General features: G+C 75.8%; 9 protein-coding genes. All 9 read left to right on the forward strand.

The annotated features are described in order from the left end of the window. Positions 1 to 27 precede the first annotated feature (27 nt). The 9 genes from H1226_RS10900 (at position 28) to H1226_RS10940 (ending at position 17808) form a co-directional block, all read left to right on the forward strand. Positions 28 to 1575, forward strand: coding sequence for an ABC transporter substrate-binding protein (locus tag H1226_RS10900; protein WP_258348882.1), 1548 nt, complete (start codon positions 28 to 30; stop codon positions 1573 to 1575). Further along, positions 1575 to 2618 carry an ABC transporter permease gene (locus H1226_RS10905; RefSeq protein WP_258348883.1) on the forward strand — a complete coding sequence of 348 codons (1044 nt, stop codon included), beginning with the start codon at positions 1575 to 1577 and terminating at the stop codon, positions 2616 to 2618. The genes H1226_RS10900 and H1226_RS10905 overlap by 1 nt, the downstream gene beginning before the upstream one ends. Further along, positions 2618 to 3418, forward strand: coding sequence for an ABC transporter permease (locus H1226_RS10910; RefSeq protein WP_258348884.1), 801 nt, complete (start codon positions 2618 to 2620; stop codon positions 3416 to 3418). Before H1226_RS10905 ends, H1226_RS10910 begins: the two co-directional genes overlap by 1 nt. Further along, positions 3415 to 5070 carry an ABC transporter ATP-binding protein gene (locus H1226_RS10915; RefSeq protein WP_258348885.1) on the forward strand — a complete coding sequence of 552 codons (1656 nt, stop codon included), beginning with the start codon at positions 3415 to 3417 and terminating at the stop codon, positions 5068 to 5070. The genes H1226_RS10910 and H1226_RS10915 overlap by 4 nt, the downstream gene beginning before the upstream one ends. Further along, entirely contained in the window at positions 5060 to 10534 is a 5475-nt protein-coding gene (locus H1226_RS10920) for a non-ribosomal peptide synthetase (protein WP_258348886.1), read from the forward strand. Before H1226_RS10915 ends, H1226_RS10920 begins: the two co-directional genes overlap by 11 nt. Beyond that, positions 10531 to 12315 (forward strand): ABC transporter ATP-binding protein, encoded by a 1785-nt coding sequence (locus tag H1226_RS10925; RefSeq protein ID WP_258348887.1) that lies wholly within the window; start codon positions 10531 to 10533, stop codon positions 12313 to 12315. The genes H1226_RS10920 and H1226_RS10925 overlap by 4 nt, the downstream gene beginning before the upstream one ends. Beyond that, positions 12312 to 14057 carry an ABC transporter ATP-binding protein gene (locus H1226_RS10930; RefSeq protein WP_258348888.1) on the forward strand — a complete coding sequence of 582 codons (1746 nt, stop codon included), beginning with the start codon at positions 12312 to 12314 and terminating at the stop codon, positions 14055 to 14057. Before H1226_RS10925 ends, H1226_RS10930 begins: the two co-directional genes overlap by 4 nt. A gap of 128 nt (positions 14058 to 14185) precedes the next feature. Continuing rightward, positions 14186 to 15085, forward strand: a complete 900-nt coding sequence (locus tag H1226_RS10935) for a saccharopine dehydrogenase family protein (protein WP_258348889.1) — start codon at positions 14186 to 14188, stop codon at positions 15083 to 15085. Next, positions 15082 to 17808, forward strand: a complete 2727-nt coding sequence (locus H1226_RS10940) for a class I SAM-dependent methyltransferase (protein WP_258348890.1) — start codon at positions 15082 to 15084, stop codon at positions 17806 to 17808. The genes H1226_RS10935 and H1226_RS10940 overlap by 4 nt, the downstream gene beginning before the upstream one ends. Positions 17809 to 17820: the final 12 nt, after the last annotated feature.

Below are 17820 nucleotides of genomic sequence, written 5' to 3' on the forward strand. Positions count from 1 at the left end.
CGGACCGGGAAAAGCAGGAGGCACCCCATGATCCGCTCTCGCCGCGAGCTGTTCCGGCTCGCCGGGATCGCGCTCGGCGCCGCCGGAACCGGTGCGGTGCTCGGGGGCTGCGCGAGCGGTGCCGCCGGGAGCGGCCCGGTCCCGGAGGACGCAGGCCGGGTGCCGCGCCGCGGGGGAGTGCTGCGCGCCGCGTTCGGCGGAGCCGGGGCCGCGGAGAGCCTCGACCCGTTCGCGGGCGGAGCACCGGTCGACCTGGTCCGCAGCGGCGCCGTCTACGACACGCTGTTCGTGCTGCACGACGGCGCGGCCGAACCCGCGCTCGCCCTCGGGCTGGAGGTCGCCGCCGACGCGCGCTCGTTCACCCTCCGGCTGCGCGACGGGGTGCGCTGGCACGACGGGTCGCCGTTCAGCGCCGCCGACGTGGTGCACAGCCTGCGGTACATGACCTCGCCGGACCGGCCGTACCCGAGCGAGCTCGGCACCTACTTCGACGTCGCCGGGGCGGAAGTGCTGGACCGGCTCGCGGTGCGGGTGCCGACCTCGACGCCGATCGGCGACCCGGCGCTGCTGCTGGCCGCGTTCCCCGCGAAGATCGTGCGCGCCGGGGCGTCCTTCGACGAGGCCGTCGGCACCGGCCCGTTCCGCGTCGCCGAGTTCGAACCCGGCAGGCAGACCCGCCTCGTCCGCTTCGACGACCACTGGGACGGACCCGCGCCCGTCGACGAACTGGTGCTGCTGAGCCTGCCGGACCAGCAGGCGAAGGTGAACGCGGTCGCCGCCGGGCAGGCCGACTACGCGGGCGACATCCCGTTCGTGCAAGCCCGCGCCGGGGCGCCGAGCGCCGAACTGGAGATCCGCACCGCCGGGCCGGGGCAGCGCACCGGCTACGCGTTCGTGCTCAACGCGACGAAGGCGCCGTTCGACGACCCCCGGGTGCGCGAAGCGGTCCGCCTCGGCGTCGACCGGCAGGCGCTGGTGGACACCGCGCTGCTCGGCTTCGGCGTGCCCGGCAACGACCTGTTCGGCGCGGGCAGCGCGCACTTCGACGACCGGCCGCCGCTGCCGCGGGACGTGCGGCGGGCGCGCGAGCTGGTGCGGGAAGCGGGCGCGGCGGGCGCGCGGGTCGTGGCCCGCTCCGCCGAGTACGAGAACGGCTACAACGCCGCCACCCAGCTGTTCGTCGAGCAGCTGCGGGAGATCGGCCTCGACGCGCAGGCCCAGCTGGTCGGGCTCGCCGAGTTCTTCGAGAGCTCGGCCATCGCCGAAGCCGACTCGGTGACCTTCGCGCTCGGCACCTACCCGCTGGCCGTGGCCTACGGGCGCCTCGCCGGGATCCCGTCGCTGTCGCTGCCCGACCCGGAGCTCGCGGCGGCGCTGGAGCGCGCGATGGCGAGCACCGCCGAGCAGGACCGCGCCCGCGCCTGGCAGGACGTGCAGGACGTGATGTTCGACCGCGGCAACACCGTGGTGTGGGGGCTGGCCGACGTGCTCGGGATGGCCCGGCGGGAGGTCGCCGGCCTGGAGATCCGGGACCAGGCCAAGTACCCGTACTTCGGGAAGGCGGGGCTGGCCTGATGGGTGGAACCGACCTGGCGGGCAGGCCGGGGCCGATGGGCGGATCCGGCCTCCTCGGCAGGACCGGCCCGGTGGGCCGCGAACTCGGCGCGGGGTGGCGAGCGCTGCCGCGGCGCCTCGCGATCAGCGCGCTGCTGCTGGTGCTGCTGTCGTTCGCCGTGTTCGTCGGCGTGGACCTGCTGCCCGGTGATCCGGTCACCGCGCGGCTGGGCGCCACCTCCGGTCCGGAACGGATCGCGCAGGTGCGCGCGCACCTCGGGCTGGACCGGCCGGTGCAGGCGCGCTACGGCGACTGGCTCGCCGGGCTGGTCCGCGGCGACCTCGGGACGTCGGCGACCGGGCGGCCGGTCGGCGAACTCCTGGCCGACCGGGTGGGGAACTCGGTGCTGCTGGCCGGGCTGGCCTGGGTGCTGCTGGTGCCGTGCTCGCTGCTGCTGGGCGTGCTCGCCGCGTGGCGCCGCGGGCGCGTCGTGGACCGGGCGATCTCCACGGGGGCGCTGCTGCTGGTGTCGGTGCCGGAGTTCGCGGTGACCGGCGGGCTCGTCGTGCTGTTCGCGGTGACGCTGCGCTGGCTGCCCGCCGTATCGCTGGTGCCCGCGGGGACGAATCCGCTGCTGCGGCCGGAGATGCTGGTGCTGCCGGTGCTCGGCCTGCTGCTGGCCGGATTGGCGTACGCGACGCGGGTGATCCGCGGTGCCGCGGTGTCCGCTGTGGACTCACCGCAGGTGGAGTTCCTGCGGTTGAGCGGAGTTCGCGGCTCGGTCGTGCTGCGCCGCGCGGTGGTGCCCGCGGTGCTGCCGGTGGCGGTGCAGGTGTGGCTGATCACCGCCGTCGCGTCCGTCGGCGGTGCGGTGCTGGTGGAGAACATCGTCGGCTACCCGGGGATCGGGCAGCTGCTGGTCTCCTCGGTGCAGACCGGGGACCTGCCGGTGGTGCAGGCGCTGGTGCTGCTGCTGGGCGCGGCGATGCTGCTGGCCCTGGTGCTGGCCGACCTCGCCGTGGTGCTGCTGACACCGCGGCTGCGGACGGGGGCGGTGCGGTGATGCGCGCGCTCTCGATCCGGCTGGGCTGGGTGCTGTTCGCCGCGGTGCTGCTGCTGGTGCTGCTCGGCCCGGAACTCGCCCCGCACTCGCCGAGCAGGCCGGTCGGGCCGCCGTTCGCCGCGCCCGGCGCGGTCGGGCTGCTCGGCACCGACCACCTGGGGCGCGACGTGCTGTCCCGGATGTTGCACGGCGGCAGGCCGCTGCTGCTGACCAGCGCGCTCGCCGCGCTGGTCGGGTCCGCGGTGGGTGCGCTGGCCGGGCTGTTCGCCTCGCTCGTCGCCGGCTCGCGGCGCTGGGCGGCGGCGCTGGTGCTGCGACCGCTGGACGTGCTGGCCGCGGTGCCGCCGATCCTGGTGCTGCTGCTGGTGCTCACCGCGCTGCCCGATCGCACCGGGCTGGTGCTGGCGGTGGTGCTCACCGGCGCCCCGCTGACCGCGCGGGTGGCGCGCGCCGCCGCCGACCAGGTGCTCGGGCGCGGTCACCTGGAGGCCGCGATCGCGCGCGGCGAGGGCTGGGGCTGGCTGCTCGGCCGCGAAGTGCTGCCGCTGGTCGCCGGTCCGCTGCTGGCCGACGCGGTGCTGCGCTTCGTCTCCGCCGTGTACCTGGCCGCCGCGGCCGGGTTCCTCGGGCTGAGCGGGACCGATTCGGACTGGGGACTGCTGATCGTGGAGGCGCTGCCCGGGGTGTCGTTGCAGCCGTGGGCGCTGCTGGCGCCGGTGCTGGGCATCGCGCTGCTGGCGGTCGGCACCCACTTCATCGCCGACGGCGCGGGGCGCCGGGCCAGGAGCGTGATCGCGTGATCGCCGAACTGCGCGGGTTGTTCGTCTCCGCGGGCGGGGCCCCGGTGCTCCGCGGCGTCGATCTGTCCATCATGGACGGTGAGGCCGTCGGGCTGGTCGGGGCCTCCGGTTCCGGGAAGACCACGATGGCGCTGGCGCTGCTGGGCGCGCTGCGGCCCGGACTGCGCCACGACGGTGGCCGCAGCCTCGTCGCTGGGCGGGACGTGCTGCCCGAGCCGGGGCCGGGGGTGCGCGGCGGGCTCGTCGGCTACGTCGGGCAGGACCCGGGTGCCGCGCTGAACCCGTACGCGACGGTCCGCTCCACCCTGCTGACCATCACCGGCCCGGTGCCGCGGCGGCGCCGTGTCGAGCACGTCGCCGGGCTGCTGGACCGGGTCGGCCTGGACGCCGCGCTCGCCGAGCGCTACCCGCACCAGCTCTCCGGCGGCCAGCAGCAGCGGGTCGTGCTGGCGGCCGCCCTCGCGCGGCGGCCGCGCCTGCTGGTGCTGGACGAACCGACCACGGCGCTGGACGTGCTGGCGCGCCGCGAGGTGGCCGCCGAGATCGCGCGCTCCCGGGACGACGGGGTGGCGCTGCTGTGGATCAGCCACGACGTCGCGGCGCTGCGGTCCCAGGTGGACCGGGTCGTGGCGGTCGAGGACGGCGCGGTGGTCCCGGCCCGGGCGGACGCCCGGCCCGGCGGGGCCGGTGCGGTGCCGGCTCGGCCCCGGCGCACCCCGGACCGGGCCGGAGGTGAACCACCGCTCCACCCGCCGGCGTCCGCGGGCGCCGACCTGCTGCGGGTGCGCGGGCTCGCCGCGCACCACGGGTCGCGCGAGGTCTTCGCCGGCGTCGACCTGGACGTGCGCGAATCCGACTGCGTCGCGGTGCTGGGCGTCTCGGGCGCGGGCAAGAGCACCCTGGCCCGCCGGATCGTCGGCCTGCACCCCGCCGGGGCCGGTGCACTGCTCCTGCGCGGCGCACCGCTGCACCCGGACGTGCGGCGACGTGACCGGCGGGGCCGCGCCGGGATCGCCCTGGTGGCGCAGCACCCGGCCGACGCGCTGCACCCGCGCCAGGACGTGCGCACCGCGCTGGACCGGCCGCTGCGGCTGCTGCGCTCGATGCAGGACGCGGGCGAGCGCGCGGCGGAGGTCCGGCGGCTCCTGGACGCGGTCCGGTTGCCCGCCGACCTGGCCGACCGGCTCCCCGGCGAGCTCTCCGGCGGCCAGCGCCAGCGGGTCGCACTGGCCCGCGCCCTGGCGGGCCGCCCGGAGGTGCTGGTCTGCGACGAGGTGACCTCCGCGCTCGACGCGGACACCCGCGACGAGGTGCTCGACCTGCTGGACGAGCTGCGCGAGCGGCTGCGGCTCGGCGTCGTGCTCATCACCCACGACCCGGAGATCGCGGCGCGCCGGTCGGGCCGGGTGCTCGTGCTCGCCGCCGGGGGCACGGCCGCGGCCGGGCCCACCGCCGAACTGCTGGCCCCGGATCCGGAGGCCGCCGCGCTGCGGCTGCTGGACCGGCGGCCGGCACGCCGTCCGCGCGACGCCGATCCGAGCGAACCGGCCGAACCGCCCCTGACCGAACCGCCCCCGACCGAACCCGTCCAGACCGACCCAGCCCCGACCGCCCCCGTGCCCGGCGAGGAGTGCCGCACCCATGAACGCTGACGAGATCATCTCCGAGCTCCAGGACCTGGGCGTCCGGTTGTGGAGCGAGGACGGGCAGATCCGGTTCCGCGCCCCGAAGGGCGTGCTCACCCAGCAGCACCGCGACGCCCTGCGCGCGCGCAAGGACGAGGTGCTCGCGCTGCTGGACCGCGAGCAGGACGCCGGCCAGGTGCGCGCCGACCCGGGCGCCCGCGGCGAACCGTTCCCGCTCACCGACGTGCAGACCGCGTACCTGCTGGGCAGGCGCGATTCCTTCGGCTACGGCGGTGTCGCCTGCCACGGGTACCTGGAGGTCGGCTACCCGAGCCTGGAGCCGGACGCGGTCGTCGCCGCGTGGAACCTGCTGATCGGGCGGCACGACATGCTGCGCGCCACCGTGTCGGCCGACGGCTACCAGCAGGTGCTGCCGGAGGTGCCGCGCTGCGAGGTGGCCTGCACCGACCTGCGCGGTGCCGGGCCGGACGCGGTCGCCGCGCACCTGGCCGCGGTCCGGGAGGAACTGGGGCACCGGCGCTACGACACCGCGGTGTGGCCCCTGTTCGAGCTGCGGCTGACCCGCACCGACGACGGCGACCTGCTGCACTTCTCGCTGGACTCGCTCATCGCGGACTGGGGCAGCGCCGGGGTGCTGCTGGACGAGCTGGACCTGGTGCTGGCGGGCCGCGCGGCCGAGCTGCCCGAGCTGGAGATCACCTTCCGGGACTACCTGCTCGCCGAGCGCGGGCTGCGCGACACGGCCCGGTACCGCCGCGACCGCGAGTACTGGAAGTCCAAGGCGGACGATCTGCCGCCCGCGCCGGAACTGCCGATGCGCACCGGGAGCGGCGCCGGTGAGGTCCGCTTCGACCGGCACCGGTTCCGGCTGTCCGAACAGGACTGGAACGGGTTGCGCACCCAGGCGGGGGCGCGCGGGATCACCGCCGCCAACGCGGTGCTCGCGGCCTACGCCTCGGTGCTGGACCGCTGGAGCGCGCGCCGCCGCTTCACCCTCAACCTCACCCTGCTGAACCGGCTGCCGCTGCACCCGCAGGTGGATCGGCTTGTCGGCGACTTCACCTCGGTGAGCCTGCTGGACGTGGACGGGATGGCCGGGACCTCGCTGGGGGAGCGCGCCGAGCGGCTCGGCGCGCGGCTGTTCACCGACCTGGACCACCGGTTGCACTCCGGGGTGGAGGTGATCCGCGACCTGGCCCGCGCCCGCGGCCAGGAGGCGGCGCTGATGCCGGTGGTGTTCACCAGCGCGCTCGGTCTCGGGCCCAGCGGTGGGTCCGGTGCGGGTCGCGTGCTCGGCGAGGGCATCACCCAGACCCCCCAGGTCTTCCTGGACTGCCAGGTCAACGACGGGTCCGGGGAACTGGTGGTGGACTGGGACGTCCGCCGCGGCATCTTCCCCGACGGGCTCGTCGCGGACATGTTCGCCGCGTTCGAGGAACTGCTGCGCTCGCTGGCCGCGGATCCGGCCGCGTGGGAGCTGCCGGAACCGGTGGGCCTGCCGGAGTGGCAGCGGGCCGAGCGCGCTCGCGCCAACGACACCGCCGGGCCGGTCCCGGACGGTCTGCTGCAGGACGGGGTCCTGGCGCGCGCCGCCCGGGAACCGGACGCGATCGCGGTGCGCCACCCGGGCGGGGCGCTGCGCTACGGCGAGCTCGCCGGGCTCGCGGCCGAGGTGGCGCGGCGGCTCGACGGGATCGAACCGGGGGAGCGCGTCGCCGTGCTGGTCGACCGCGGTCCCGAGCAGGTCGTGGGCGTGCTGGGCGTGCTGCTGGCCGGCGGCTGCTACCTGCCGATCGACGCGAACCAGCCGCGGGTGCGCCGGGACCGGGTGCTCGCCGACGCCGGGGTGCGCCGGGTGCTCGTGCGGTCCCGCACCACCGACCTGCCGGACGAGCTGGTGGTGACCGAGCTGGACCGGCTCGAACCCGCCGCGACCGCGCCGCCGCGGCCCGCGACCGCGCCGGACGACCCGGCCTACGTGATCTACACGTCCGGTTCGACCGGGGCGCCGAAGGGCGTGGTGATCAGCCACCGCGCCGCGCGCAACACCGTGGACGACATCACCGAGCGGTTCGGCGTCACCGAGCGGGACCGGGTGCTGGGCCTGGCGCGGCTCGGCTTCGACCTGTCCGTCTACGACGTGTTCGGGGTGCTCGCCGCCGGCGGGGAGCTGGTGCTGCCCGACCCGGAGCGCGGCGCGGACCCCTCGCACTGGGCGGAACTGGTGGCCGAGCACGGCGTGACGCTGTGGAACTCGGTGCCCGCGCAGCTGCAGATGCTGGTGAACTACCTGGATTCCGAGCCCGCGGTGCTGCCGGGCCTGCGGCTGGGCCTGTTGTCCGGCGACTGGATCCCGGTGACGCTGCCCGATCAGCTGGCCCGGTTCGCCCCGGCCGCCGAGCTGGTCTCGCTGGGCGGTGCGACCGAGGCGTCGATCTGGTCGATCCACCACCCGATCGACCGGGTGGACCCGTCGTGGACGAGCATCCCGTACGGAACACCGCTGCGGAACCAGGGTTTCCGGGTGCTCGACGGGGACTGGCGCGACTGTCCGGTGTGGACTCCCGGCGAGCTGTGCATCACCGGCGCGGGTCTCGCGCTCGGGTACCTCGGGGACGCTGAGCTGACCGCGGACCGGTTCGTCGCGCATCCCGCCGACGGGCAGCGGCTCTACCGCACCGGCGACCTGGGCCGCTACCTGCCCGGCGGGGAGATCGAGTTCCTCGGCAGGCGCGACGACCAGGTGAAGATCCGCGGCCACCGCATCGAACTCGGCGAGGTGGAGGCCGCGCTGCTGGCCCACCCGGAGGTCGGTGCGGCCGCCGCCGTCGTCGTCGCCGATGAGGGCGGGGAGCGAGCGCTGCTCGGCTTCACCGAACCCGCCCGCGTCGCCGAGCCGGACCGCGACGAGCGGGGCCGGGAACGGCTGCGCACCGCCGCGGCGAAGTTCGCCGACCGCCAGGTCGCGGGAATCGCCGCCGAGGACGTCGAGCGGTACCTGCACGACCTGCACCGCGCGGCGCGGCTGTCCATGCTGCACGCGTTGCGCGCCCGCGGCGCCTTCGCCGCCCCGCGCGCCGAGGACGCGGTGGTCGACGCCGCCCAGCCGCACGAGCGGCACCGCTGGCTGGTGCGCCGCTGGCTGCGCTGCCTCCTCGACGGCGGTGAGGTCGCCGAGCAGGACGGGCTGCTGCGGATCGCCGCGGACGTCTCCGGCGAGGACGTGGAACGCGCCTGGCGGCAGGTGGAACGGCACTGCGAGCGCGGTCTGTGCACCCCGGACTTCGTGCGCTACCAGCGCGATCACGTCGGCCGCCTGCACGCGCTGCTCGACGACGAGCAGAACCCGTTCGAGCTGCTGTTCCCGCAGGGCCGCGACGAACCGGCGCGGGCGGTCTACCGCGACGACCCGGCGATGCGCTACGCCAACCACGGCGCCGCCGCCGTGCTGCACCGCATCGCCGCCGGGCACGACGGACCGGAACCGCTGCGCGTGCTGGAACTCGGCGCGGGCACCGGCGCGACCACCTCGGCGGTGCTGCCGCTGCTCGACGGGTTCGAGGTGGACTACCTGTTCACCGACGTCACCCCGTTCTTCCTGCCCGCCGCGCGGGAGGAGTTCGCCGGAGTGCCCGGGCTGCGGTTCGGCCTGCTCGACGTGGACGGCGACCTGCGGGCGCAGGGCGCGACGCCGAACTCCGCGGACGTGGTGCTGTGCGCCGGGATGCTCAACAGCGCCCGGGACGTGGCCGCCGCGCTGCGCACCGCCGTGGAACTGCTCGTCCCCGGCGGCTGGCTGGTGTTCACCGAACCGACCGGCGAGCACCCGCAGATCCTGCTCACCCAGGGCTTCATGATGGATCCGGCGGACGGCGACCGGGAGCGCGGCGCGAGCACCCTGCTGGACCGGGACCGCTGGCGCGCGCTGCTCGCCGAGGCCGGTGCCGAAGAAGTGCTGTGCCTGCCCGGTGACGAACACCCGATGGCCGCGCAGGGGATGCACCTGTTCGCCGCGCGGGTCGGGACCGACCGCGCGGCCCCGCACCCGGCGGCGCTGGAGCGGTTCCTGCGGGAGCGGCTGCCCGCGCACATGGTGCCCGCGCACCTGCAGCTGGTGGACGCGCTGCCGGTCACCCGCAACGGGAAGATCGACCGGGCGGCGCTGGCCGGATGGCGGCCCGCCGAACCCGTCGGCACCGCGGTCGAGTCCGATGTGGACGGCGGGGACGAGCTGGCGGCGCGGCTGTGCGCGCTGTGGTCCTCCGCGCTCGGCGTGCAGCGGATCGGGCCGGACGAGAACTTCTACCACCGCGGCGCGGATTCGCTGATCCTGGCGCGCGTCGCGGGCCGGCTGCGCGAGGAGGTCCCGGAGGCCGCGGACTTCGCCTACGACACGCTGCTGCGCCAGATGCTCAACGAGCCCACCGTGACCGCGCTGCTCGCCGCCTTGCGAGCCGGGCGGGAACCCGAGGTGGCGCCGGTGCGCGCGGCACGGGGCGGCTCGCTGCTGGTGCCGTTCGGGCCGCAGGACGTCGACGGGCCGGTGCGGGTGCTGTTCCACGCGGCGCTCGGCACGATGGACTACTTCCAGCACCTGGGCGCCGCGCTCGCCGAGCAGCGGCTCGGCCCCGTGGTGGGGCTCGCGGTCGCCGATTGGGACGCGTACTGCGCGATCCCCGCCGAGGACCTGATCCCCCGCGTCGCCGACGACTACGCCCGGCGGCTCGTCGACGAGGGCCACACCCGGTTCCAGCTCGTCGGCTACTGCCTCGGCGGGCTGCTGGCCACCGAGGTGGCGCGGCGGCTGGCCGAACGGGGCTTGGAGGTCGTGGACCTGACGCTGGTCGACAGCATCCCGATGTTCATCGAGACCGACGAGGAACTCGCCTTCGAATCGATCTTCGTGCCGAACCTGGGGCTGGACCCGGTCGCCTCCGTCTTCGGGCCCGAAGTGGACGCCGCGGACGTGCACCGCGCCGTGCGGACGCTGATGGAGCAGTGCTCCGGCAAGGTCCCGGCCGGGGCGATCGCCGCGCTGCGCGACGACCCGGGGCTCACCGCGGTCGCCGAGGCGGCCACCCGCCGGGCCCGGATCGACCAGCGGGACCGGCTCGCCGAGTACGCCCGCGCCGCCGCCGAGAACGCCGGCGTCCCGGTCGAACCGGAGATGGTGCCGACCCTGTTCCGGGTGTGCAGGCACAGCATGATCGCCGCTCGCTTCGACCCGGAGCCCTACGCCGGCGACATGCGGTTCCTGCGGGCCGACCAGCAGCAGACCTTCGGCCTCACCGCCGGGGTCGGGCACCTCGCCGCGCCGTTCTGGGAACGCACCTGCCTCGGCGGGTTCGCGGTCTCCGACGTGCCCGGCGACCACTTCAGCGTCATCGAACCCCCACAAGTGCAGATCGTCGCGGACCGGTTGGCCGAACCGCTGCGCGCGGACGTCGAGGAGCAGGGAGCGCACGCATGACCACAGCCGCCGGAGAGAAGGGGACCTCGGCGCTCGCCGAGCTGCGGCGCCCGATCGCGCCGATGACGCGGCTCGGCGTGCTGCTCGGCGGGATCGGGGCGTTGACCACGCTCGCCCCGTTCGTCGGGATCGCCGAGCTGGGGCGCACGTTGCTGGCGCCGGGGCCGCTGGACGCCACCCGGGTCGCCTGGACCGCGGTGGTCATCGCGGTCGGCACGGTGCTGGGCTGGAGCTGCACCGGCGCGGCGCTGTGGATCACGCACCTGGCCGACGGCCGGATGCAGGCCGAGCTGCGCCGCAGGCTGGTCCGCAAGCTCGGCGAGGTCGGGCTCGGCTGGTATTCGGAGACGAACTCGGGCCGGGTGCGCAAGGCCGCGCAGGACGACGTCGACGACCTGCACCACCTGATCGCGCACCACGACGTGGAGCTGGCCGGGGCGGTGGTGCTGCCGCTCGGCGGGCTGGCCTACCTGCTGTGGGTGGACTGGCGGCTGGCGCTGCTGGCGCTGGCGACGCTGCCGATCTACTTCGTGGCCTACGGGTTCATGATGCGCGGGTTCGCCGACAAGATGCGCGAGATGGACTCCGGGTTCGCCCGCGTCAGCGCCGCCATCGCGGAGTTCGTGCACGGCATCGCCGTGGTGAAGTCGTTCGGGCAGACCGGCCGGGCGCACGCCGGTTACCGGCGCGCCGTCGACGAGTTCGGTGAGCGCTACGCCGGGTGGGTCCGCCCGGTGCTGCGGCTGGAGGCGCTGACCTCGATGGCCCTGTCGGTGCCGGTGATCGCGCTGGTCGGCGTGGCGGGCGGCACCTGGTTCGTGCAGCGCGGCTGGGTGACGCCGATCGACGTGCTCGCCGAGGTGCTGGTGGCCGTGGTGCTGCCCTCGACGCTGCTCACCCTCAACCAGGGCTTCACCGCGCAGCGCAAGGCCGTCGCCGCCGCCGAACGGCTGTCCGGACTGCTGTCCGCCCCGGCGCTGCCGGTGGCCGCGGAACCGCGCAGCCCGCAGGGCAACCTCGTCGAGTTCGACGGCGTGGAGTTCGGCTACGCCGCGGACGAACCGGTGCTGCGCGGCGTGGACCTGACCTGCCGCCCCGGCACGGTCACCGCGCTCGTCGGCCCGTCGGGCGCGGGCAAGTCCACGCTGGCGAAGCTGCTGCCGCGGTTCTACGACGTCACCGGTGGGGCGATCCGGCTCGGCGGCGTCGACGTCCGCGAGATCGCTCCCGCCGAGCTGTACCGGCACGTCGGGTTCGTGCTGCAGGACGTGCAGCTGCTGCACGGCACCGTCGCCGACAACCTGCGGCTGGGAAGGCCCGCCGCGACCGAGCGGGAACTGGTCGCCGCCGCCGAAGCCGCCCGCATCCACGAACGCATCACCCGGCTGCCCCGCGGTTACGAGTCGGTGATCGGCGAGGACGCGGTGCTCTCCGGCGGGGAGGCGCAGCGCGTCTCCATCGCCCGCGCGCTGCTCGCCGACACCCCGGTGCTGGTGCTGGACGAGGCCACCGCCTACGCCGACCCGGAGTCCGAAGCCGAGATCCAGGAGGCGCTGTCCGCCGTCGCGCGCGGCCGCACCGTCCTGGTGATCGCGCACCGCCTGTCCACCATCACCGACGTCGACCGGATCGTCGTCGTCGAACGCGGCCGCGTCGCCGAGCAGGGCACGCACGCGGAACTGCTCGCCGCGGACGGCCGCTACGCGCGGATGTGGGCCGAGCACGAGTCGACCACCGACAGCACCGCCGGGGCGCCCGACGGGGGAGGAGCAGCACGATGATCAGGCACCTGGCGACGATCCTGGGTCCGCAGCACCGCGGTGCGCTGCGCTCCTACCTGGCCTGGCTGGTCGGGTACGCGGTGCTGGAAGGGCTGGCGATGGCCTTCCTGGTGCCGGTGCTGGGCGCCGTGCTCAGCGGTGACACCGGTGCCGCCTGGCGCTGGCTGGGCGCGCTGGCGGTCGCCGTGCTGGCGACCTGCGTCGCCCGCTACCAGCAGGCGATGCAGGGCTTCCGGCTGGCGCTGGTCACCCTCGGGACCCTGCACCGCCGCCTCGGCGACCACGTGGCCTCGCTGCCGCTGGGCTGGTTCAGCTCGGAGAAGGTCGGCAGGCTCTCCCGCAGCGCCACCGGCGGCACCTTCATGGTCACCAACGTGTTCGCGCACCTGCTCACCCCGGTGGTGAGCGGTGTCGTCACGCCCGCGACGGTGGCGGTGGCGATGCTGGTGCTCGACTGGCGCCTCGGCCTGGTGATGGTGCTGGCCGCGCCGCTGCTGTACCTGACGCACCGCTGGTCCGCGCACTGGATCGGGCGGTCCGAGCAGCAGCGCGACGCCGCCGACGCGCTCGCCGGGAACCGCGTGGTGGAGTTCGCCCGCAACCAGCAGACGCTGCGGGCGTTCGGCCGCGGCGCCGAGGGCTACGCGCCGCTGGAGGAGGCCATCGACGGCCGCGGGCGCGCCGCGGGCCGGATGCTCACCGAGACGATGCCGCGGCTGCTGGCCTCCGGGCTCGCCGTGCAGCTGTCCTTCGCCGCGCTGGTCGCGGTCGGGGTGGCGCTGGTGCTGGGGTCCGCGATCGAGCCGGTGACGCTGGTGGCGCTGCTGGCGCTGGCCGCGCGGTTCGTCGGCCCGCTCACCGAGGTCGCCGGGCTCAGCGGCATGGTGCGGATGGCCGGCAACGACCTGCGGCGGCTCGCGGAGATCTTCGACGAGGAACCGCTGGCGGAACCGGCCGCGGCCGCCGAGGTCACCCGCCCCGGCGAGATCGAGTTCGACGCGGTCCGCTTCGGCTACGACCCGGCGAACCCGGTGCTGCGGGACGTGACGCTGCGGGTGCCCCCGCGCACCATGACCGCGGTCGTCGGGGCCTCGGGCTCCGGCAAGACCACCATCACCCGGCTGATCATGCGGTTCTTCGACGTGGATTCCGGGGTGGTGCGCGTCGGCGGCGCGGACGTGCGCGAACTGGGCACGGCCGGGCTCGCCGAGCAGGTGTCGCTGGTGATGCAGGACGTGTACCTGTTCGACGACACGCTGGAGGCGAACATCCGCATCGGCAGGCCCGCCGCCACCGACGAGGAGCTGCGCGAGGCGGCGCGGCTGGCGGGCGTGCACGAGATCGTCGAACGGCTCCCGCAGGGCTGGGCCACCCCGGTCGGCGAGGGCGGCGCCTCGCTCTCCGGCGGGGAGCGGCAGCGGGTGTCGGTGGCGCGGGCCGTGCTCAAGGGCGCGCCGATCGTGCTGCTGGACGAGGCGACCGCCGCCCTGGACCCGGAGAACGAGCGCTACGTGCAGGACGCGCTGCGCAGCCTGATGCGCACCTCCACGCTGGTGGTGATCGCGCACAAGCTGCCGACCGTGGTCGCCGCGGACCAGATCCTGGTGCTCGACGACGGCAGCATCGCCGAACGCGGCACGCACGAGGAGCTGCTGGCCGCGGACGGCCGGTACGCGGAGTTCTGGAACCGGCGCACCCGCAGCCGCGGCTGGCGCCTGGTGGCCGCGGAGCAGGACCGGTGACCGCTGTCGTCGGAGTCGTCGGCGGGCGCGGGGACGTCGGTTCGCACGCGGTGCGGGCGTTGCGCGGACGCGGGTGCGCGGTGCGGATCGGCGGGCGCAGCGCGCCTTCCGGGCCGAATGAGCGTGTGGTGGACTTCCGTTCCGAGTCCACTGTGGACGAGTTCTGCGCCGGGCTGGACGTGCTGCTCAACTGCGCGGGGCCGTCGCGGGAGATCGGCGACGTGCTCGCGGTCGCGGCGCACCGCGCGGGCGCGGACTACGTGGACGTGGCGGGGGACGAGGCGCTGCACGCGCTGCTGGACCCCGCCGGCCCCCGCGTCGCGGTCCTCTCGGCCGGGTTGCGGCCGGGCCTGAGCGGGTTGTTCCCGCGCGCGGTCGCCGCCGAGTTCGACCGGGTGGACGCGCTCGAAGTCCACTTCGGACTGCTCGACCGGTTCACCGAGGTCGCCGCGGCGGACTACCTGCAGGGCGTCGCCGACGGGCTCACCCGCCCGTCGGCGGGCTGGCGCGGCGGCGCGCGCCGCACCGGGGAGGCGCGGCGCACTGACGTCGAGCTGCCGCACTTCCCGGGCCGGGCCACCGTGCTCACCCAGCTCAGCACCGAGGACGAGCGCCTCGCCGCCGAGCTGGGCCTGGAGCGCGGCGACTGGCGCACCGTGCTGTGCGGCGAGCACGTGCCCGCCGTGTTCGACCGGGTGCGCGGGACGGACCGGGCCACCGCGATCGCCGACCTGCGCCGGGCGAGCCTGCTCGACCTGGCCGGGCGCTCCCGGTTCGTGACGATGACCGTCCGCGCGGACGGGGAACGCGGTGGTGCGCCCGAGTCCCGCACCGCCGTGCTGCACGGGGCGGGCAACGCCGAGCTCAGCGGGGAAGTGGCGGCCGCCGCCGTCGCCGCGGTGCTCGCCGGGACCGTCCCGGCCGGGCGGCACTACGCCGCGGACGTGCTCGACGCGCGCGCGGTGGTCGCCGAGCTGTCCGCCCGGGTGACCTGGCCCGCGGACGACGACGAGGAAGGTGTGCTGTGAACGTGCCCCTGGACGCGCTGCGGCGCGTCGAGCGGACCAGCCTGGCCGCGATGCTGCGGGTGCTGCGGAACGCGGTGGGTGCCCAGCCCGCGACCGAAGCCCAGCCCGCGACCGAAGCCCAGCCCGCGAGCGAAACCCAGCCCGTCACCGAAACCCAGTCCGTCAGCGAAACCCAGTCCGTCAGCGAAACCCAGCTCCGCCGTGCGCTGCGCGTCGCACCCCGCCACGAGTGGCTGCTGCGGCGCTGGCTCGTCGCGCTCGGCGAGGAAGGTCTGCTCACCGCCGAGCAGGACCGCTACCGGCTCGCCGAACCGTCCGGGATGGACGTCGACGGGCTCGCCGCCGGCTACCGGGAACTCGGTTTCCCCGACGGCATGGCGCGGTTCCACCGCGCCGCGCTGGACCGGCTCCCGGAACTGCTGCGCGACGAGGTGCGCGCGCAGGACCTGCTGTTCGACGGGGACGACGTGCTCGACGCGCTCACCGCCTACCAGCGCAACGCGTTCACCGACCACCTCAACGAGACCTGCGCCGCGCTCGTGGTCGCCGCCGCGTCCCGGCGCGCCCCGCTGCGCGTGGTGGAGCTCGGCGCCGGAGGCGGCGGGACCACCGAGGCCGTGCTGCGCGCGGTGCGGGCCGCCGGGGTGCCGGTCGAGCACCGGTTCACCGACGTCTCCCGGCTGTTCGCGCCCGTCGCGCAGCGGCTCGGGCTGGCGGCGGAACTGCTCGACGTGGACGCCGACTTCGCCGCGCAGGGCTTCGCGGCGGGCAGCGCCGACCTGGTGCTGGCCGGCAACGTGCTGCACAACGCCCGCCACCTCGGCGAGACCCTGGCCCGCGTCCGCGCACTGCTGGCGCCCGGCGGGGAACTCGTCTGCACCGAGTCGGTGCGGGACAACCGCGCGATGCTCACCTCCATGCAGTTCCTGCTGTCCGCGGAGGACGGCCGGGATCGGCACACCGACCGGCGGGCCGCGAGCGGCGAGGTGTTCCTGGACGAGGCCGGATGGCGCGGCGAACTGCGCGCCGCCGGGTTCGAGCTGCGGGACGTGCATCCGGAACCCGGGTCGCCGTGGGCGGCCTCCGGGCAGCTGCTGTTCCACGCGGTGCGCCCCGGCGCGGCGGACGTCGCCGACGTGCTGGCCGAGCTCGGCGACCGCGTCGTGCTGGAGACCGGCACCGCGACCCGGACCGCCGCGCGGCTGCGGGCGGCGCTGGGCGGGGAACCGGAAGCGGACGAGCGGGTGCGCGGCCTCCTCGCCACGCTCGGCGCGGACACCGGACTCGCCGTCGCGCTCGGCCCGGAACCGGGACGCACCGGCGTGCTCACCGGCGACGGGGCGGCCGCGGTGTGGTCGGCGGGCGGAACCGCCGTGCTCGGCGACCCGGCGGCGACGCCCGCCCGGCTGCTGGCCTGGCTGGAGCGTTCCGAGGTGGAGACCGCCGTGCTGCCCGCCGAGCAGGCGCGGGCCCTCCCGGACCTGCCCGCCGCGCTGATGACGGACCTGTCCGCGCTGCGCCGGGTGGTGCTCACCGGCGCCGAGCTCACCGCGGCGGAGGCGGCCGCGTGGGCGGAGCTGGACGTGGAACCGCGCGGCGCCGTCGCGCCCCGACCGGCCGGAGACCTCGCCGCGGACGTGGCGGCCGCCGCCGACGCCGAGATCGCCGGGCTCGACCTGGACGCCGCCCTCGACGCGCTGCGGCTGGTGGACGCGGCGGCGCTGCGCTCCATGCTCGCCGCCCTGGTGCGCGCCGGATGGTCCGCCGCGGCAGGTGGAACCGACTCGGCGGAGCGGATCCTCGACGCCGCCGCGGTCGCCCCGGAGCACCGGGCGCTGGTGCGCCGCTGGCTGGTCGAACTGGCGCGGGAAGGGCTGCTGGCGCACCGCGACGGCGGCTACGCGCCCGTGCCGGAGCACGCGGAACTCCTGCGGATCGACGATCCGTGGCGGGAAGCGCGGGAACGCTGGCTGGCCGCGTTCGGCGCCGCCGAGACCGTGGACTACGCGCGCGGCAGCGCCGAAGCGCTGCCCGAGCTGATCACCGGCCGGGCGCAGGCGGTGCTGCTGCTGTTCCCCGAAGGCCGCACCGACCTGGCCCGCGCGCTGTACCGGGAGAGCATCACCGCCCGCTACCAGCAGCGCGCCGTGGCCGCTCTCGTCGCCGAGTCCGTCCGGCGCGCGGCCCGACCGCTGCGGGTGCTGGAGGTCGGCGCGGGCACCGGCGCCACCACCGAGGTCGTGCTCGACGCGCTCGGCGGCGCCCGGGTGGACTACCTGTTCACCGACGTGTCCCGGTTCTTCCTCGACCAGGCGCGGCAGCGCTTCGGCACCGCGGTGCGCTGCGGGCTGTTCGACCTCGACGCCGAGCCGGACGCGCAGGACTTCGACGGAGGCCCCTTCGACCTCGTCCTCGGCGCGGGGGCGTTGAACGCGGCCACCGACACCGACGCCTCCGTGCGCCGGCTGCGCGGGCTGCTCGCCCCCGGCGGGCTGCTGGTGCTCACCGAACCGACCACCGAGGAGCACTGGGTGATGGCCTCGCAGGGCCTGCTCATGGCCGACGCGCACGACGACCGCGCCGGGTCCGGAGCCACGTTCCTGTCGCTGCCGCAGTGGCGCGCGGTGCTCGACGGCGCCGGGCTGCACCGCGAACTGGAACTCCCGCCGCCCGGGCACGCGCTGGAACCCCTGGGGCACCGCGTGTTCGTCGCGCGCGCCTGAACCTCCCCGCTA

It is taken from the genome of Saccharopolyspora gregorii (genome assembly GCF_024734405.1).
In the GTDB taxonomy this organism is placed as follows: domain Bacteria; phylum Actinomycetota; class Actinomycetes; order Mycobacteriales; family Pseudonocardiaceae; genus Saccharopolyspora_C; species Saccharopolyspora_C gregorii.